Source organism: Streptomyces sp. NPDC007983, assembly GCF_042958345.1.
In the GTDB taxonomy this organism is placed as follows: domain Bacteria; phylum Actinomycetota; class Actinomycetes; order Streptomycetales; family Streptomycetaceae; genus Streptomyces.
The window spans coordinates 163,521-180,693 of the sequence record NZ_JBIBJI010000011.1 but is presented as its reverse complement, the minus strand read 5'-3'; the positions used below and the strand labels follow the sequence as shown (position 1 = coordinate 180,693).

Annotated in this window: 16 protein-coding genes and 1 pseudogene; 12 read left to right on the top strand and 5 right to left on the bottom strand. The window is 72.4% G+C overall.

Annotated features, from left to right (window positions below):
* Positions 1-71: 71 nt before the first annotated feature.
* Together ACFZCY_RS29915 and ACFZCY_RS29910 are read left to right on the top strand one after the other, a co-directional pair.
* Positions 72-938 (top strand): annotated as a pseudogene (locus ACFZCY_RS29915) (FAD-dependent oxidoreductase); the annotation flags it as partial.
* Positions 939-945: 7 nt separating this feature from the next.
* Positions 946-1,605 carry an FAD-dependent oxidoreductase gene (locus ACFZCY_RS29910; RefSeq protein ID WP_391180015.1) on the top strand — a complete coding sequence of 220 codons (660 nt, stop codon included), beginning with the start codon at positions 946-948 and terminating at the stop codon, positions 1,603-1,605.
* Positions 1,606-1,701: 96 nt separating this feature from the next.
* Here the strand turns inward: ACFZCY_RS29910 and ACFZCY_RS29905 are convergent, their stop codons facing one another.
* Positions 1,702-2,511: a DeoR family transcriptional regulator gene (locus ACFZCY_RS29905; RefSeq protein ID WP_391180012.1), complete on the bottom strand. Its 810-nt coding sequence runs from the start codon at positions 2,509-2,511 to the stop codon at positions 1,702-1,704.
* 195 nt (positions 2,512-2,706) lie between these two features.
* On the opposite strand from ACFZCY_RS29905, the gene ACFZCY_RS29900 reads away from it, so the two are divergent.
* The 9 genes from ACFZCY_RS29900 (at position 2,707) to ACFZCY_RS29860 (ending at position 11,519) form a co-directional block, all read left to right on the top strand.
* On the top strand, positions 2,707-4,047 hold the full coding sequence (locus ACFZCY_RS29900; protein WP_391180010.1) for an extracellular solute-binding protein: 1,341 nt from the start codon (positions 2,707-2,709) through the stop codon (positions 4,045-4,047).
* Complete coding sequence (locus ACFZCY_RS29895) at positions 4,047-5,066, top strand: ABC transporter permease subunit (protein WP_391180008.1); 1,020 nt, start codon at positions 4,047-4,049, stop codon at positions 5,064-5,066. The genes ACFZCY_RS29900 and ACFZCY_RS29895 overlap by 1 nt, the downstream gene beginning before the upstream one ends.
* A 3-nt stretch (positions 5,067-5,069) precedes the next feature.
* Complete coding sequence (locus tag ACFZCY_RS29890; protein WP_391180005.1) at positions 5,070-5,951, top strand: ABC transporter permease subunit; 882 nt, start codon at positions 5,070-5,072, stop codon at positions 5,949-5,951.
* On the top strand, positions 5,948-7,282 hold the full coding sequence (locus ACFZCY_RS29885; protein ID WP_391180003.1) for an ADP-dependent glucokinase/phosphofructokinase: 1,335 nt from the start codon (positions 5,948-5,950) through the stop codon (positions 7,280-7,282). The genes ACFZCY_RS29890 and ACFZCY_RS29885 overlap by 4 nt, the downstream gene beginning before the upstream one ends.
* Entirely contained in the window at positions 7,279-8,292 is a 1,014-nt protein-coding gene (locus ACFZCY_RS29880; protein ID WP_391180000.1) for a tagatose 1,6-diphosphate aldolase, read from the top strand. Before ACFZCY_RS29885 ends, ACFZCY_RS29880 begins: the two co-directional genes overlap by 4 nt.
* Positions 8,293-8,393: 101 nt before the next feature.
* Positions 8,394-9,287, top strand: a complete 894-nt coding sequence (locus ACFZCY_RS29875) for a class I mannose-6-phosphate isomerase (RefSeq protein WP_391179998.1) — start codon at positions 8,394-8,396, stop codon at positions 9,285-9,287.
* Positions 9,254-9,418 carry a hypothetical protein gene (locus ACFZCY_RS29870; protein WP_391179995.1) on the top strand — a complete coding sequence of 55 codons (165 nt, stop codon included), beginning with the start codon at positions 9,254-9,256 and terminating at the stop codon, positions 9,416-9,418. Before ACFZCY_RS29875 ends, ACFZCY_RS29870 begins: the two co-directional genes overlap by 34 nt.
* A gap of 107 nt (positions 9,419-9,525) precedes the next feature.
* Positions 9,526-10,179: a TetR family transcriptional regulator gene (locus ACFZCY_RS29865; RefSeq protein ID WP_391179992.1), complete on the top strand. Its 654-nt coding sequence runs from the start codon at positions 9,526-9,528 to the stop codon at positions 10,177-10,179.
* A 104-nt stretch (positions 10,180-10,283) separates the two neighbouring features.
* The gene (locus tag ACFZCY_RS29860) at positions 10,284-11,519 is read left to right on the top strand and encodes a cytochrome P450 (protein WP_391179989.1); all 1,236 of its coding nucleotides are present in this window, start codon (positions 10,284-10,286) and stop codon (positions 11,517-11,519) included.
* A gap of 5 nt (positions 11,520-11,524) precedes the next feature.
* On the opposite strand, the gene ACFZCY_RS29855 is transcribed toward ACFZCY_RS29860, so the two are convergent.
* Genes ACFZCY_RS29855 through ACFZCY_RS29845 form a run of 3 tightly spaced genes read right to left on the bottom strand, consistent with a single transcriptional unit; the run spans position 11,525 to position 13,829 of the window.
* Positions 11,525-11,773 (bottom strand): non-oxidative hydroxyarylic acid decarboxylases subunit D, encoded by a 249-nt coding sequence (locus ACFZCY_RS29855; RefSeq protein ID WP_391179987.1) that lies wholly within the window; start codon positions 11,771-11,773, stop codon positions 11,525-11,527.
* A 36-nt stretch (positions 11,774-11,809) separates the two neighbouring features.
* The gene (locus tag ACFZCY_RS29850; protein ID WP_391179984.1) at positions 11,810-13,234 is read right to left on the bottom strand and encodes a non-oxidative hydroxyarylic acid decarboxylases subunit C; all 1,425 of its coding nucleotides are present in this window, start codon (positions 13,232-13,234) and stop codon (positions 11,810-11,812) included.
* A 13-nt stretch (positions 13,235-13,247) separates the two neighbouring features.
* Positions 13,248-13,829, bottom strand: coding sequence for a non-oxidative hydroxyarylic acid decarboxylases subunit B (locus tag ACFZCY_RS29845; protein ID WP_391179982.1), 582 nt, complete (start codon positions 13,827-13,829; stop codon positions 13,248-13,250).
* 128 nt (positions 13,830-13,957) lie between these two features.
* On the opposite strand from ACFZCY_RS29845, the gene ACFZCY_RS29840 reads away from it, so the two are divergent.
* Positions 13,958-14,854 (top strand): helix-turn-helix domain-containing protein, encoded by an 897-nt coding sequence (locus ACFZCY_RS29840; protein WP_391179979.1) that lies wholly within the window; start codon positions 13,958-13,960, stop codon positions 14,852-14,854.
* Between the two features lie 112 nt (positions 14,855-14,966).
* On the opposite strand, the gene ACFZCY_RS29835 is transcribed toward ACFZCY_RS29840, so the two are convergent.
* Positions 14,967-17,018: a phosphocholine-specific phospholipase C gene (locus ACFZCY_RS29835; RefSeq protein ID WP_391179976.1), complete on the bottom strand. Its 2,052-nt coding sequence runs from the start codon at positions 17,016-17,018 to the stop codon at positions 14,967-14,969.
* Positions 17,019-17,173: the final 155 nt, after the last annotated feature.

Here is a 17,173-nt window from a genome sequence, read left to right as displayed (position 1 = left end):
ATCTAGCACGGCATGCCACATTGTGGAACAGGCCGTCTGGGAAACCTCTTCTCCCACCCCAGGAGGCATCCGTGGCAACGAGGAAGCGGGTAGCGGTCGTCGGCACCGGAACCATGGGCAGTCAGGCCATGTGGCGGCTGGCCTCCCGGGGCGCGGAGGTGACCGGCTTCGACCGGTACGCCCCCGGCCACGACCGGAGCGCGGCGGGCGGCGAGACCCGGATCTTCCGCAGCGCCCACTTCGAGGACTCCCGCTACGTACCGCTGCTGCGCCACGCCGACGCCCTGTGGCAGGAACTGCAGCGGGAGACCGGCCGCGAGCTGCGCCGGCTCACCGGATGTCTGCTCATGGGCCCGACCGACCACCAGCAGATGAGCACGGTCCTGGAATCCATCGCGGAACACGGCCTCGACCACGAGGTGCTGGACGCGGACGCGCTGGCCGAGCGCTTCCCCCAGTTCCGCGTCGAGGACGGCGACGCCGCCGTACTGGACCGCAACGCGGGCCTGCTGCGCCCCGAGCTGACCGTGCACACCGCGGCCGCCCGCGCCGAGCGGCTGGGCGCCCGGCTGCACCGCTACACACCGGTGCGGGAAGTGGCCCCCGCGCGCAGCGGAGTGGCCGTGACCACCGACCAGGGCACCGAGCGCTTCGACGCCGCCGTGGTCACCGTCGGCCCCTGGGTCAACGAACTGCTGCCGGACCTGGAGTGGGAGGTGGACATCCGGCGGCTGATCAACGCCTGGTTCCTGCCCACCGCCCACGACCGGCACGGCGCCGAGGCGCCCGGCTTCATCCGCACCGCGCCCACCCACTGCTACGGGCTGCCCTCACCCGACGGCATCTCGGTCAAGCTCGGCCTGTCCCGCGCCCTGCACCGCGCCGTGCCCGACCCGCAGCGGCTGGACCGCACCGTGGCACCCGAGGAACTGGCCGTCCACCGCCGTGACCCGCGCCCGGGACGGCTCCTTCCTGGTGGAGACGTTGCACGGCACCGTCCGCGCGAAGCAGGTGATGGCCGCCACCGACGCGTACACCGACCGGTCGCTGCCGTGGTTCCGCAAGCGGCTGGTGTCCGTCGGCAGCTTCGTCATCGTCACCGAGCCGCTGGGCGAGGAACTGGCCCGGGAGGTCATCCCGAAGGCCCGGCTGGTGGTCGACTCCAAGAACATCGGCCACTACATCCGGCTCACCCCCGACAACCGCCTCGCCTTCGGCGGCCGCGCCCGCTTCGCCCCCTCCGACCCGGCCTCGGACCGCCGCAGCGGCGCGGTGCTCCAGCGCGAAATGGCCGAGATATTCCCGCAGCTGAGCCGGGTGGGCATCGACTATGTGTGGGGCGGGAGCGTCGGGTTCTCCTACGACCGCATCCCGCACGCGGGCCAGGCCGGGGGCGTGTACTACTCCATGGGCTACTGCGGCCACGGCGTCCAGATGGCCACGTACATGGGGCGCGCCATGGCCGAGGTGATGGACGGCCACCCGGAGGCCAACCCGCTGCGCGGCATCGGCTTCCCAAAGATCCCGGTGCCCTTCTACAACGGGACGGCCTGGTTTCTGCCCTTCGCCGGGGCGTACTACAAGGCCAAGGACCGGCTCATGTGATCCCCGGACCTCCCGGAACCCCGGACACCCCTGGCCCCCGGCCCCCGGACATCCCTGGCCCCCCGGGCACCCCGCCGCGCCGCGCGCCCGGCGGGGTCAGCCGTCTTCGGGGAGGTACGGACCGGCGAGGGCGACTTCGGCCCGCTCCAGCGCGCGGGCCAGCTCATCGCCCGGCGGCCGCTCGCTGACCAGCACGTCGATGCGGCTGAGCGGGCAGATCAGGGCCAGCGCCCGGCGCTCGAACTTCGCCGAGTCCGCCAGCACCACGACCCGGGATGCGGACTCCATCATCTCCTGGATCATCTGGGCCTCCGGGATGTTGGACACCGAAAGCCCCGAGGCGCTGACCCCGCCCACCGCGATGAGGGCGGTGTCCGCGCTCACCCCGGCGGTGTCGGGGAAGCGGATCGGGCCGATGGTCACCAGCGCGGTGGTCCGGCAGCCGCCGCCGAGGACGAACAGATCGCGCAGCGCCTGAACCGGGACCATGCCCGGGACCCGCAGATTGTTGGTGACGATCGTCAGCCCGCGGTGGCCGCCGAGCGCGGCGACCGCCGAGAGCACCGTGGTGCCGCCGTTGACGAGCAGCGTCTCGTCGTCCCGCACCAGACGGGCGGCGGCGGCCCCGATGGCCTCCTTGGCCTCCCGGCGCTCGTTCATCCGGTCCGCCACCGGGCTGTCCGCCGTGGCCAGCTCGCCGCCCGGCACCGCCCCGCCGTGGGTGCGCGCCACCAGGCCGCGCGCCGCGAGATGGTCCAGGTCACGCCGCACGGTGTCCACCGAGACGGCGAACTCCTTCGCCAGCTCCCCGATGGTGGCCTGGCCACGCTGCTGGATGAAGGCGGTGAGGTCGGCCCGGCGGCGCGCGGGCAGGTTCGCCGCCCGGGTCCCCTCTGCTGACGTCATCGTGTGCTCCCCCTTCTCGGCACTGCGCAACACTGCAGATTCTCGCACCTTACCGCAAGAAGCTGCAGCACGACTCTTGACCGGTGGATGCTGCCGCCGTAGCTTGCAGCAAAGAGCCGCATAAACCAGCGCTTCTTTGTACGTCTTTCTGCGTACCTCTCTGCATAGCTTTTGCGTCGCGTCACTGGAGTCGCCGTGGAGCCGCACCCACCCAACCGTCCCGAGCCACCGTGGACCCGCCGCCGGGCACTTTCCACCGGCGCCCTCACCCTCGGCACCCTCGCCGCCGCGCCCCTGCTCACCGCGTGCGGGGGTGGTGACGAACCGGCGCGGCGGGTGGGCGGCGGTGGCGGCCGGCGCACCGAACTCACCTTCGCCTGCGCGGCGTTCACCGGTGGCGCGGCCGGCATGCAGTCGTTCGCCGACCGGTACAACGCCGCCCAGAGCCGCTTCCGGGTGACCGTCCGCAATCTGCCGCCGCCCAGCTCCAGCACCGAATGCCACCAGCAGCTCACCCAGCTGCTGGCCCGCAAGGACGGCACGGTCGACGTCTTCGCCCAGGACGTGGTGTGGATCGCCGAGCTGGCCGACGCGGGCTGGGTGCACCCCCTGGACCAGGACATCTCCGCCTCGCTGCGGCGCTCCTTCTTCCCCGGTGTGGTCGAGGCGTGCACCTATCAGGGCCGTCTCGTCGCCCTGCCCTGGTACGTGGACGCGGGCGGCCTCTACTACCGCACCGACCTCATGCGGGCGCTGGGCCGCAAGCCGCCGACCGGCTGGCACGAACTGGCCGACATCGCCGCCGAGATGCAGCACCGGCGGGTGCCCATGGGCTATCTGTGGCAGGCCAAGCAGGCCGAGATCCTGCTCTGCGACCTGGTCGAGTTCATCGCCTCCAACCGGGGCCACATCATCGACCCCTCGGGCGCGGTCCGCGTGGACAGCCCCGAGTGTGTCGAGGCGGTGCAGTTCATGCGTGACCTGGTGTACCGCTACAAGGTCAGCCCCTCCGAGGTGTTCTCGTGGGACGAGGAACCCAGCCGCCGCCCCTTCACCGCGGGCCGGGTCGGGATGATGCGGCACTGGAGCTATGTCTACGGCGTCTCCCAGAACCCGGACCAGTCCAAGGTCGTCGGCAAGGTCGACGTCGCCCCGCTGCCCAGTTTCCCCGGCGGCACGTCCTCCTCCTGCCTCGGCGGCTATCAGCTCGGCGTCGCGGCGGGATCCCGCAACAAGGAAGGTGCCATGGACTTCCTGCACTGGCTCGCCGGCACCGAGGCACAGCTCGCCTTCGCGCTCGACTTCGGCAACGCCCCCTCCCGCGTCTCGGTCTACGAGGAGAAGAAGCTCGCCAAGGGCCAGCCCGCGATGGTCAAGCTGAAGGAGGCGTTCGGCAACGGCGTGCCCCGCCCGGTCACCCCGCACTACTCCCGGGTCAGCCTCGCCCTCCAGTCCGCGGTCTCCCGCGCCCTGGTCTACGGCGACGTGCGCGGCACCCTCCGCTCCGCCCGGCGCGACCTGGAGGCGATCGTCTGATGGGCCACCTCGCCTTCTTCCACAGAACCCCCGGACACACCTCGCTGCGCGGCAAGCACCGCGCCCCCTCCCTGGAACAGCCGCAGCTCACGCCGGGCCCCGACGCCCCGCGCCGAAGCGCACCCGGGCGCGAGTCCTCGTCCGCGGGCCCGCGCCTGACGGGCATCGTGCTGCTCGCGCCCGCGCTCGCCGCCGTCCTCGCCGTCTCCCTCTACCCGGTGCTGCGCACCCTGTGGCTGTCCCTGCACGACGCCGGGTTCTCCAGCGGATCGCACTTCACCGGCACCGCCAATCTGTCCCGGCTGCTCGGCGACGACCTGTTCTGGAACGCCTGGTGGCGCACGGTGGCCTTCGCCTTCGGCACCACCCTGGTGGAGACCGCGCTCGGCATCGGCTTCGCCCTCGTGCTGCACCAGTCCTTCCGCGGCCGCGGCTGGGCCCGCGCCGCCGTCCTCATCCCATGGGCCATCCCCACCGTCGTCACCTCGCGGATGTTCGGCTGGATCTTCGACGGCCAGTCCGGGGTCGCCAACTACCTGCTGACCCGCCTCCATCTGACCGACGGCTACATCAACTTCCTCGGCGATCCGCACACCGCCCTGCCCACCATCGGGCTCGCCGACGTCTGGAAGACCACGCCGTTCATGGCGCTGCTGGTGCTCGCCGCGCTGCAGACCGTGCCGAAGGAACTGGGCGAGTCCGCGAAGATCGACGGCGCCTCGCCCTGGCGCGCCTTCCGCTCCCTCACCCTGCCGGTGATCGCGCCCGCCCTGCTGATCGCCGCCCTCATCCGGGTCCTCGACGCCTTCCGGGTCTTCGACCTGCCGTACGTCCTCACCGGCGGCGGACCGGCAGACTCCACCGAGACGCTGTCCACCTTCGGCTACAAGACCCTCTTCTCCGGCCTCGAACTGGGCTACGGCTCGATGATCGCCACCGCCGCCTTCCTCACCGAAGTGCTCATCGCCGCGGGCTTCGCGTATTACCTGAGCCGGCGCTACCGCGCCCTGGAGGGCTGAGCCATGACCGCCATCCCCGCGCCCGTCCCCGCCGCGCCCGCCGCCATCCGGGCCCGCCGCCGGGCCCTGACCCGCCGGACGCTGTTCCGGCTGGCCGTCGCCGCCGTCGTGCTCTGGTCCGTCGCACCGTTCCTGTGGCAGCTCAGCACCTCCTTCCAGCGGGACCGCGACCTGTCCTCGGTGACCCCGCACTGGCTGCCCGTCCCGGGCACCCTGGAGCACTACCGGGCCGTCTTCACCGACTACGAGTTCGGCAAGTACCTGGTCAACAGCGTCATCGTCACGGTCACCGCGACCGCGATCGGACTGCTGCTGGCGGCCCTGGCCACCTATGCGCTCGCCCGGCTGCCGGTACCCGGCAAGGGCGTGGTGCTCGCCGTCGTCCTCGGCCTGTCGATGTTCCCGCAGATCTCGATCGTCGTTCCGCTCTATCTGGTGCTCAACGCCCTCGGGCTGCTCGACACCTATACGGGGCTGTCCGGTTCGTACGTGGGACTCGCCCTGCCCCTGATGATCTTCGTGCTGTACGCGCACTTCCGCTCCCTGCCCACCCAGCTGGACGAGGCCGCGGCCATCGACGGCGCGGGACTGCTGCGCACCCTGCGCAGCGTCATCCTGCCGCTCGCGCTGCCCGGGATCGCTGCCGCCGGAATGCTCGGCTTCATCACCAATTGGAACGAGTTCATGCTCGCGCTGGCCTTCACCTCCTCGCCCGAGCACCAGACCGTGCCGGTCGGCATCGCGGGCTTCCAGTCCCAGTACTTCGTCCCCTGGGGCGACATGGCCGCCGCGTCCGTCGTGGTCACCCTGCCGCTGGTGCTGATCGTCATGGTGTTCCAGCGCCGCATCGTCGCGGGCATCACCTCCGGGGCGGTGAAGCAGTGACCTCCCGCACCGGCCTGTCCGTCCCGCGCGTCGTCGCCCGCGACGAGCTGTGGGCCGAGCGGTACCGCGCGCTGGCCGACCGGGTCCGCTCCCGGGCCCGGCAGGCCGCCCCCGTACTGGCCGGGTTCAGCGCCTGCGTCGACCACGTCCGCCGGATGGGCCCGGAGCGGATCGCCGCCCTCGCCGCCCAGGCCACCGCGCCCGGACCCGCCGGTGAGGTCGCCGCCGAGGTCATCGGCCGCATCCGCCACGGCCGCGGCGGCGAGATCGCCATGCCGTGGCCCGGCGGCAGCGACTGGGCGGCCACGCTGCTCGGCGCGCCCGACCGGGTGCAGCTCGGCGGCACCGGACCGCAGGCCGCCTGGGCGCTCGCCGTGCTCGGTGCGCCCAGCGTCGTCCCGCTGGCCGACCGCAGCGCCGAGCAGCTCGCGGTGCTCCATCCCGACGTGACGCTGTGCACGGCCGCGGGCACCGCCCCCGCCGGGCGGCTGACCGGCGCCGACGCGCCCACCGGTGGGGTGCCCAAACAGCCGCACAGCGTCCTGGAGTTCGCCGCGGGCACCCCAGCGCCCGGACTGCCCGGCGGGCTGCCCCGCTCCTCCCGGATCATCCTGCGGTTCATGGACGACGGGATCGAGCGCGACGAATGGTTCGCCGCCCGCTCCCGCGAACTGGCCCGCACCGCTGTGGCGGGGCTGCTGTCCGGCATGAACGGGCTGCCCGAGGACGGCACCGGGCCCGCCGACCGGGCCTGGCTCACCGAGGTCGCGCGCACCTGGCGGGACGCCGGACTGCCGCTGATCCATCTCGAACTCGCCGAGTTCACCAGCGTCCGCGCCCTGCGCGCGGGATGCGACGAGTACGCCCCGCTGGCCGACTCCGTCGGCATGAGCCTGTCCGAACTCGCCGTGCTCGCGGGCCCCTCGGCCCGCGCCACGCCCGTCGCCGCCGCGGCCCACTTCGCCACCGCGTACCACCTGGACCGGGTGTGTGTGCACGCGGACGGCTGGGTGCTCGCCGTCCACCGCGGCGACCCCACCGAACAGCGGACCGCGCTGATGACGGGCAGCCTGCTCGCCGCCGCGCGGGCCGCGCGCGGCGTCCCCGCCGCCGACCCGGAGCCGCCGCCGGCGGCCGGCTACACCGAGGACCGCCCGGCCGACGGGCCGGTGGGGGAGGGGCTGCGCGCGGACTGCGTCCCCGCGCCCCACCTCAGCCGCCCCGCGGCCACCATCGGCCTCGGTGACACGTTCGTGGGCGGGCTGCTGCTCGCCCGCTCGCTCCACGACAGGGCCGACCACAACGGCCCGTATCCGAAAGGACCCCGATGACCACGCCTGACCTGACCACCGACCCGGGCAAACTGCGCGGACTGACCCGTGTGACCAGCGAGGACGGCTTCTTCCTGATCTGCGCCCTCGACCATCTCTCGGACTTCGCCGAACTGCTCGCCCCGGACCCCTCCACGGTGGGCTTCGCTGACGTGGTCCGGGCGAAGGACGCCGTCATCCGCGCGGTCGCGCCCAGCGTGACCGCCGTGCTCCTCGACGCCCACTACGGCATCGGCCACCTCACCGCGAGCGGCGCCGTGCCGCGCGACGTCGGCCTGATGGCCAGCATCGAGGACGAGGACTACACCATCCCCGAGGGGCCGCGTCGCACCCGCCACCGCGAGGGCTGGTCCACCCGGCAGATCAAGCTGTCCGGCGCCGATGTGGCCAAACTGCTGTGGTGGTACCGCCCGGACGGCGACCCGGCCACCGCCGAACACCAGCGCCAGGTGGTACGCGACCTGGTGGCCGAGTGCGCGGAGCTGAGCCTGCCGCTGGTCGTCGAGCCCATCTGGTACCCGCTGCCCGGCGAGGACCCGTCGTCGGCGGAGTGGAAGGAGCGCCGGGTCGCGGGCATCATCCGGTCGGCCGTCGACGCCGACCGGCTCGGCGTCGACATGCTCAAGGTCGAGTTCCCCGGCTACGTCGACACCGAGCAGGGCCGCGAGGCGGCCGCCGCGGCGTGCAAGGAGCTGGACTCCTCGGTGCACGTCCCCTGGGTGATCCTTTCCGCGGGCGTCGGCTACGAGGACTTCCGTACCCAGGTGCGGATCTCCGCCCAGGCCGGGGCGTGCGGCTATCTGGCGGGCCGGTCCATCTGGCGCGACGCCGTCTCCACCCACGACCCGGCCGAGCGCGCCAAGGGCATCGAGCAGGCCCGGGGGCGGCTGGACGAGCTGAACGCGGTCATCCGCGAGCACGGCCGCCCGTTCCTGCCGGGCCGCTCCCTCGACCAGGCGCTGGACCGCCAGCCCGAGGGCTGGTTCCACGACTGGCATCCCGCCGTCTGACGACCCGTGGACCGGCGGGGAGCGGCGGGCGCCCCTGACCCGCCCGCCGCTCCCCGCCCCAGACTCCTCCGTACGGCCGTATCCGACCGGCAGAAGCCCGTATGACCGCCGAGCCCGCCGCCGCGCCCATCCCGCTGACACCGAATCAGCCGCGCTCCTTCTACCGCGACTCCGGCGCCATCGCCCGCTTCCGGCGCACCGCGCCGACCGGCGACGGCTATCGCCCCGAGGACTGGGTCGCCTCGACCACCTCCCGCTTCGCCCGGTCCCCGGCCGGGCTGACCACGCTGCCCGGCGGCGTCCGGCTGGCCGACGCCGTGGCCGCCGACCCGGCCGCCTGGCTGGGGCCGGAGCACACGGCGGCGTACGGGGCCGACACCGGGCTGCTGGTCAAGCTGCTGGACGCCGGGCAGCGGCTGCCCCTGCACACCCACCCCGACCGCGCGTTCGCCCGTGCCCACCTGGGCAGCGCGCACGGCAAGACCGAGGCGTGGTACGTCCTGGACCCGGGCGCCGAGGTCCGGCTCGGTTTCGTCCGCGACGTCACCGCCGGCGAGCTGGCCGGCTGGGTCGCGGCCGGTGACACGGGCGCCATGCTGGACGCCGTCCACCGGGTGCCGGTCGCCCCCGGCGACGCGCTGCTGTGCCCGGCGGGGATGCCGCACGCGATCGGCGCGGGGGTGCTGCTGGTGGAACTCCAGGAGCCCACCGACTTCTCGGTGCTGCTGGAGTGGGAGGGTTCGCGATCGACGGTGCCGCCGAGGGCCATCTCGGCCTCGGCTTCGGCCTGGCCCTCGGCGGAGTCGACCGCCGGGGCCTGTCCGCTGCCGCGCTGGACCGGCTGCGCGGACCGGGCGCGGCGGCCGGGACCGGGAGCGTGCTCCCGCCGGACGCCGACCCCTGCTTCCGCGCCGAGCTGTGCCGGGGCGAACCGGCGGCCACGCTGGACGCGGGCTTCTCGGTGCTGGTCTGCCTCACCGGCGCCGGGACGCTGACCTGCGGCTCCGGGCCCTCGCTCGACGTGGCGGAGGGGCAGACCGTGCTCCTTCCGTACGCGGCGGGGCCCGCCCGGCTGTCCGGCCCGGTGACCGCCCTGCGCTGCCGCCCGCCCGCGCCCGGGCACTGATCCCCGCAGCGGGGAATCCGGAAAACTCCTTAAATCATTTGCTTTATTTAATTCACGTGTTTTAACGTGGCTCCACAAGCTCAGTACGACCGAGTGAGGAGGCCACGATGGCCGGTGCCCAGGGCGGAACCGCGCACACCGATCGCGCCGCCGACACCCGCGAGGCCATCATGGCCGCGGCCGAGCGGCTCTACGCCGAACACGGGCTGGTCGCGGTGTCCAACCGGCAGATCAGCGAGGCGGCCGGACAGGGCAATGTCGCCGCGGTCGGCTACCACTTCGGCACCCGGGCGGATCTGGTGCGCGCCATCATGCGCAAGCACTCGGCGGCCATCGACGGCATCCGGCAGCGCATGCTGGACGAGACCCGCGGCAGCCGGGAGGTCCGGGACTGGGTCGCCTGCCTGGTCCGGCCCGCCCCCGAGCACCTGGCCACCCTGGGCGTGCCCTCCTGGCACGCCCGGTTCGCCGTCCAGGTGATGACCGACCCCGTCCTGCGCGCGATCGTCACCGACGAGGCCATGACCCGGCAGCCCCTGTGGGAGATCCTCCAGGGCCTGGGCGGCTGCCTCGGCTTCCTGTCCGCCGAGACCCGGGCCCAACGCGGCGACATGGCCCGCCAGTTGATCACCCACACCTGCGCCGAACGCGAGCGCGCCCTCGCCGACGGGACCAGTACGCGACAGCAGTCCTGGGAGGACACCGCCGCCGCGCTCACCGACGCCATCACCGGGCTGCTCCTCGCTCCCGTCACATCCTGAACCACCCCGCACCGCCCCGAGCGTGCTGGCTGCCGAGCCGCCCGCGGCGGCGCCCGCCGCCCACGCCTGACCGGCACCCCCGAAACGCCCACCGGAGGAAGACCATGACCACCGCACCCGTGTCCGACGACGCGTCGGCCGAGATCCCCCGGTTTCCCCAGCCGCGGGCCTCCGCCTGCCCCTTCGACCCGTCCCCGGAGCTGCGCGGCCTGGCCCAGTGGGGCCCGCTGACCCGGGTCCGGTCCTGGGGCGACAGCACCCCGTGGGTGGTGACCAGCCACGCCGAGCAGAAGGCGCTGCTCTCCGACCCCCGGCTCAGCGCGGACTTCTCCCACCCCGGCTTCCCGAGCCCCGTCGACCACTCGGGCGGCGAACACGGAGCCACCGACCTGAGCTTCGTCGGGATGGACGACCCGGAACACGCCCGGCTGCGCCGCATGGTCAGCGGCGCCTTCACCATCAAACGCGTCGAGGCGATGCGCCCGGTCGTACAGGGGATGGTGGACGACTTCATCACGCGCATGCTGGCCGGGCCGAAACCCGCCGACCTGGTCCAGGCCCTCGCGCTGCCGGTCCCGTCCCTGGTGATCTCCGAACTGCTCGGCGTCCCCTACGAGGACCACGAGTTCTTCCAGACCAACAGCAAGGTCCTCGTCTCCGCCGTGGCCACGCCCCAGGAGCGGCAGGCCGCGCACGGCAATCTCGACGCGTACCTGGACCAGCTCCTGGACGCCAAGCTCACCGAGCCCGGCGACGACCTGCTCTCCAGCCTCGGCAAGCGGATCGACGCCGGTGAGCTGACCCGCCGCCAAGCGGTCGCGATGGGCGTGCTGCTGCTCCTCGGCGGGCACGAGACCACCGCGAACATGATCACCCTGGGGACGCTGCTCCTGCTCGAACACCCCGAACAGCTCGCCCGGGTCCGCGACGCCGACGACCCGAAGGTGATCGTCGCCGCGGTGGAGGAACTGCTGCGCTACCTCAGCGTGGTCCACCTCGGGCGCCGCCGGACGGCCCTGGAGGACATCGAGATCGCCGGGCGCACCATCCGGGCCGGTGAGGGCGTGATCCTGCTCGGCGAACTGGCCAACCGGGACCCCTCCGTCTTCCCCGACCCGGACCGGCTGGACATCGCCCGCGACGCCCGGGGTCACCAGGCCTTCGGAGTGGGCACCCACCACTGCCTCGGCCAGCCGCTGGCCCGCATGGAACTCCAGGTGGTCTACCCGTCCCTGCTGCGCCGCATCCCCACGCTGCGCCTGGCGACCGAGCTGGAGAAGGTGCCCTTCAAGTACGACGCGGTGATCTACGGAGTCCACGCACTCCCCGTCACCTGGTAGCCCGGTCAGCCCGTGGCCGCCCGCAGCGGCGGCACGGCGGGCACCTCCGGCGCGGCGGCGATGTCCTCGGGCGTCATCATGAACTCCTCGGGGTAGGCGTCGCGCCGGGTGCGGCGGGCGGGTTCGCTGGTGCGCCACATGTAGAGGCACCGCCCGCACCGCAGCACCTCCCAGACCCCGGGGACGGGCGAGCTGAAGATGTGCTCGATCGTCTCGTGGGCGCAACGCGGGCACAGTGAAGGGGTGTCGGACATCTCGGTCCTTTCCGTGGAGTGGGTGACGGCGGTGGTTCAGCGGGCGGCGGCGAGCTTCTGCAGCCGGGTCAGCCACTCGGCCGCCTCCGGCACATCGCGCACCTGGGTGCCGTAGTTGCCGCGATTGTCGGGGGAGACGGGGGTGGTGGCGTCGATGACGAGCTTGTCGGTGATGCCGGGCGTACGGGCCTGCGGGGCCAGTTCGAGCACCGGGAGCCCCGGGACCTGGACCAGGTCGCCGTCCGGGTTCATCTTGGTGGACAGCGCCCACATCACCTGCGGCAGGTTGAACGGGTCGACGTCCTCGTCCACCACGATCACGGTGGCGGCGTAGCCGAGCCCGTGGGGGGTGGTCAGCACCCGCATGCCGACGGCCTTGGCGAAACCGCCGTACCGCTTCTTGGTGGAGACGATGACGACCAGCCCGTGGGTGTACATCGCGTTGACCGCCCGGACCTCCGGGAAGTCCCGGGTGAGCTGCTTGTACAGCGGCACACAGGTGTTGGCGGCGATCAGGTAGTCGACCTCGGTCCACGGCATGCCGAGGTAGAGGTGTTCGAAGACCGGGTTCGTGCGGTACGAGATGCGGTCGATGCGGATGACCGGCATGGTGCGGCCGCCGGAGTAGTGTCCGGTGAACTCGCCGAACGGGCCCTCGATCTCCCGCTTGCGGCCCTCGATGACACCTTCGATGACCACTTCGCTGCCCCACGGCACGGGCAGCCCGGTGAGCGGCGCCTTCGCGACCGGGGCGGGCGCGCCGCGCAGGGCCCCGGCCAGCTCGTACTCGTTCTGGTCGTACTCCATGGGGGTGGAGGCGACGATGGAGATCACCGGTTCGTTGCCGAGCGTGATGGCCACCGGCAGGTCCTCGCCCCGCTCCTCGGCGGTGTGCAGATGCTGCGCGATGTCGTGCATCGGCACCGGCTGGATCGCGAGCCGCCGCTTGCCCTTGACCTCGATGCGGTAGACGCCGACGTTCTGCTTGCCGCTGTGCTCGGGGTCGGCGGGGTCCTTGGAGACGACCGCGGCCTTGTCGATGTAGAAGCCGCCGTCGCCGTCGTTGAGCCGGATCAGCGGCAGCACCCGGAAGATGTCGGCGTCCTCGCCCTCCAGGGTGTTCTCGGCCCACAGCGGGTTCTCGCGCCACTCCGGCGCGACCGGGAAGGTGTCCCAGCGGCGGATGAACTCCTCCACCTGCTCCCTGGTGCCGGTCTCCTTGGGCAGGCCGAGGGCGAGCGCGTGATTGGCCCAGGAGCCGTGCACATTGAGCGCGATGCGGGCGTCGGTGAAGCCCTTGACGTTGTCGAAGTACAGCGCGGGGGCGTGGTCGCCCAGCCGCGGGGCGGCGTTGGCGGCGGCGGCGATGTCCGGCTCCGGCATCACCTCGTCGGGGACGCGCAGCAACTGGCCCTCCTTTTCGAGGGCGTCGAGGAAGCCGCGGAGGTCGTCGTAGGCCATGGGAACTCCTTCTCTACACAGAGGGGCGCGCGGCGCGCATGCCTGCCCAGCGCTTGGCGGTGGGTGCGGGCAGGTCGAACTGGTCGAGCAGCCGGGCCGTGATGTGGTCGACGATGTCGTCCACCGACTCGGGGTGGTTGTAGAAGGCGGGCATGGGCGGCACCATCCGCACCCCCATCCGGGACAGCGCGAGCATGTTCTCCAGGTGGATGTCGCTCAGCGGGGTCTCCCGGGGCAGCAGGACCAGCCTGCGCCGTTCCTTGAGGACCACGTCGGCGGCCCGGGCGACCAGCCCTTCGGCGTATCCGGCGCGGATCCCGGCGAGGGTCTTCATCGAGCACGGCGCGATGATCATCCCGTCGGTCCGGAAGGAGCCGGAGGAGATCGTGGCGCCCTGGTTCTCGGGGGAGTGCGTCTCGTCGGCGAGTGCGGCCACCTCGCGGGCGGACCGGCCGGTTTCCAGCTCGATCGTGGTACGGGCCCAGCGGCTGAGCACCAGATGGGTTTCCACGTCGGGCAGTTCGGCCAGCGCCTCCAGCAGCCGGATGCCGAACACGGCACCCGTCGCTCCTGTCATGCCCACGATCAATCGCACGGCGGTACGCTCCCCTCGGCTCTCTCACGGGAATGGCGGGCGCCGACTCTTTCGGTCACCGCGTCCTCGGCTCGCCCTCCACGCTAGAAGCCACCTGAAGGCTCGCAGCCGTACACTGAGGACGCGCTATGGACAGAAACGGACACACTGAGGTCACGGAGGTTCCGTTCCGGCCCTCCGTGGGAGCCCCGCCGGGAGCGGCGGTCCTCGACTTCGCCGGGCTGCTCGCCCGCGCCCGCGGCCATGACCTCGACGCCTACGCCCCGATGCGTCTCGCCTTCCACCAGCTGATCACCGTGCGTTCCGGGGTGCTGCGCTGCTCGGTGGACTTCACCGATCACGAACTGACCGAGGGCAGCTGGATGTGGGTGCGCCCCGGCCAGATCCACCAGTTCCGCTCCGGCCTCGCCACCGCCGAGGGCACCGTCGTGCTCTTCCCGGCCGGCTACCTGGACGCCGCCACCGCGGAGGCCGCCCGGCTGCACGGCTACGCGTGGCAGTCCCCACTGAGCCCCGAGGGGGAGGCCGCGGAGGCGGTACGGGCCGCCCGGGACCTGCTGGAGAGCGAGTACCGGGCGATGGCCGGGCCACTGGAGGCGCATATCGAGGTGGTGCGCCACCTGGTGGCCGTGCTCGTGCTGCGGCTGGCCCATCTGCCGGGCGCGGAGGGCGGCCGCGACGCGGGCAGCGAGGCGTTCCGGCGGTTCCGTCATGCGGTGGAGCGCGACTTCGCCCGTACGCACCGGGTGGAGGATTACGCCACACGGCTGGGTTACAGCGTGCGCACCCTGACCCGGGCCACCCGCGCGGCGGCCGGGTGCGGCGCCAAGCGGTTCATCGACGACCGGGTGCTGCTGGAGGCGAAGCGGCTGCTGGTGCACACCGAACTGTCCGCCACCGCAGTCGGGGAGCGGCTCGGTTTCCCCGACGCCACCGTCTTCACCAAGTTCTTCCGCCGCCGGGCGGGCGAGACCCCGGCGGGCTTCCGGGCCCGCACCTCCGGGGCCGGAGGCCCGGAGACCTGACCCCGATGGTGGTCTGGGTCGTCGTCTTCTGCGTCGTGACGAACCTGATCCGGACGCTGCCCTGATCCGGTGGACCCCCGGGCCCATGGCGTGGGCCCGGGGGCGGGGTGGCTCAGCCGGTGGCGAGCCCGGGGTCGCTCAAGCCCGCGCGGCCCGTTTCGACATGGCCCGCGAGCCGCCGCACGAAGGTGCTGTCGTGATCGGACACCACCGTCACGTCGTACCACTGGTGGCTGCGGCGCAGATCCGCGGTGTGCGTCACCCGCGCGCCCGGGCGCAGCCGGTAGGTGTCCGACTGCCCGTCCAGGTGGCCGTCCTTGACGGTGAGCCGCACCGTGGTGCGGCCCGGGTTGCCGAGCGTCAGCCTGAGCTGCCCGGTCCTGGCGTCGTGGCGCGCGCTCACCTGCGGGCCGTCACCGGTGAGGGCCCCCGCGAACCGCCGCTGGAAGCCGTCCGGACCGTGCACCTCGATGTCGTAGCCGGCCCGGCCGGGCGCCGCGCTCCACTCGCCGGACAGCTGCTTGCCCGCCTCGACGGTGTACCCCCACGGGCCGCCCGGGTGGCTCCGGGAGGTGACGTGGAAGTGGGCGCCCGCGCGGCCGTGGCCGGCGAAGTCGACGCGGAGGGTGCCGTCGCCCGCGGTGGCGTCGGCGGACAGGTCGTACGGCAGCGGCCTGGTGGGGCGCCGGCCGGACTCCTGCCGGGGCAGGGTGGGCTCGGCGGGGACCGTGGGCACGTAATCGGGGTGCCGGTCGCGGTCCTTGGGGAGGTAGCCGCTGGTGTCCGGCATGGCGGGCATGCCCGGGTCGGGGCGTCCGAAGTCGAACGCCGTGGTCAGATCGCCGCACACCGCGCGCCGCCACGGCGAGATGTGGGGCTCCTCGACGCCGAACCGCCGTTCGATGAACCGCAGGATCGAGGTGTGGTCGAGGGTCTGCGAGCACACGTAGCCGCCCTTGCTCCACGGCGACACGACGAGCATCGGGACCCGCTGTCCCAGCCCGTACGCGCCGGGGGCTTGCGAGGAGGAGCCGGGGAACAGCTCGCCGGAGGTGGTCACGGTCGACGCGCCGCGCCCGGGGGAGGGGGCGTACGGCGGCACGATGTGGTCGAAGAAGCCGTCGTTCTCGTCGTACGTGATGAGCAGCGCGGTCCTGCTCCACACCTCGGGGTTCGAGGTCAGCGCGTCCAGCACCTGGGCCAGGTACCAGGCGCCGTAGTTGGCGGGCCAGTTGGGGTGTTCGGTGAACGCCTCGGGGGCCGCGATCCAAGACACCTGGGGCAGCGTCCCGGCCTTCACGTCCGCCTTCAGCAGGTCGAAGTAGCCGTCGCCCTTCCGGGCGTCGGTGCCGGTGCGGGCCTTGTCGTAGAGCGGGCTGCCGGGCGAGGCGTCGCGGTACTGGTTGAAGTACAGCAGCGAGTTGTCGCCGTAGTTGCCCCGGAAGGCGTCGTCGATCCAGCCCCAGCCGCCCTTGGCGTCCAGCCCGTCGCCGATGTCCTGGTAGATCTTCCAGGACACCCCGGCCTTCTCCAGCCGCTCCGGATACGTCGTCCAGCCGTATCCGGCCTCCGCGTTGTCGAGCACCGGGCCGCCGCCCGTCCCGTCGTTGCCGGTGTATCCGGTCCACATGTAGTAGCGGTTGGGGTCGGTGGAGCCCATGAACGAGCAGTGGTAGGCGTCGCAGATGGTGAACGCGTCGGCCAGCGCATAGTGGAACGGGATGTCCTCACGGGTCAGGTACGCCATCGTCGTGGCCGTCTTCGCCGGCACCCACTTGTCGTACGCGCCGCCGTTGACCGCGGTGTGGGTGTCGCCCCAGCCGTGCGGAAGGTCCCGGAGGAACTGCAGGCCCAAGTCGTCGGCGTCGGGCCGGAACGGCAGGATGTCCCTCGTACCGTCGGACTGGTGCCACACCGTCTTGCCGCTGGGCAGGCTCACCGGCCGCGGATCGCCGAATCCCCGCACCCCGCGCAGGGTGCCGAAGTAGTGGTCGAAGGAGCGGTTCTCCTGCATCAGGACCACGATGTGCTCCACGTCCCGCAGGCTGCCGGTGCGGCGGTTTGCCGGTATCTCCGCGGCGCGCGCGATGCTCGTGGACAGCAGGGACATGGCGCTGGTGGCACCGGCCAGTTGCATGAATCTTCGACGGTCCATTGATGTCATGAGAATCCGGTCTCCTGTGGCGTCCGAAATGGAGCGGGGAACCGGGGAAGTGTCTTCCGCCCGGTCGACGGGCACAACGGCGCGTGGAAGAAACGGCGGAAAAGCCTAGTTGAACCTTGGTCGCGGCATTCACGCCGGGGACCGCATTAACGTGG

Bases quoted from the DNA above. Each gene is read 5' to 3' on its own strand.
- ACFZCY_RS29905 (WP_391180012.1), bottom strand. From the start codon at position 2,511: ATGACGTCAGCAGAGGGGACCCGGGCGGCGAACCTGCCCGCGCGCCGC.
- ACFZCY_RS29895 (WP_391180008.1), top strand. From the start codon at position 4,047: ATGGGCCACCTCGCCTTCTTCCACAGAACCCCCGGACACACCTCGCTG.
- ACFZCY_RS29890 (WP_391180005.1), top strand. From the start codon at position 5,070: ATGACCGCCATCCCCGCGCCCGTCCCCGCCGCGCCCGCCGCCATCCGG.
- ACFZCY_RS29880 (WP_391180000.1), top strand. From the start codon at position 7,279: ATGACCACGCCTGACCTGACCACCGACCCGGGCAAACTGCGCGGACTG.
- ACFZCY_RS29875 (WP_391179998.1), top strand. From the start codon at position 8,394: ATGACCGCCGAGCCCGCCGCCGCGCCCATCCCGCTGACACCGAATCAG.
- ACFZCY_RS29865 (WP_391179992.1), top strand. From the start codon at position 9,526: ATGGCCGGTGCCCAGGGCGGAACCGCGCACACCGATCGCGCCGCCGAC.
- ACFZCY_RS29860 (WP_391179989.1), top strand. From the start codon at position 10,284: ATGACCACCGCACCCGTGTCCGACGACGCGTCGGCCGAGATCCCCCGG.
- ACFZCY_RS29855 (WP_391179987.1), bottom strand. From the start codon at position 11,773: ATGTCCGACACCCCTTCACTGTGCCCGCGTTGCGCCCACGAGACGATC.
- ACFZCY_RS29850 (WP_391179984.1), bottom strand. From the start codon at position 13,234: ATGGCCTACGACGACCTCCGCGGCTTCCTCGACGCCCTCGAAAAGGAG.
- ACFZCY_RS29840 (WP_391179979.1), top strand. From the start codon at position 13,958: ATGGACAGAAACGGACACACTGAGGTCACGGAGGTTCCGTTCCGGCCC.
- ACFZCY_RS29835 (WP_391179976.1), bottom strand. From the start codon at position 17,018: ATGACATCAATGGACCGTCGAAGATTCATGCAACTGGCCGGTGCCACC.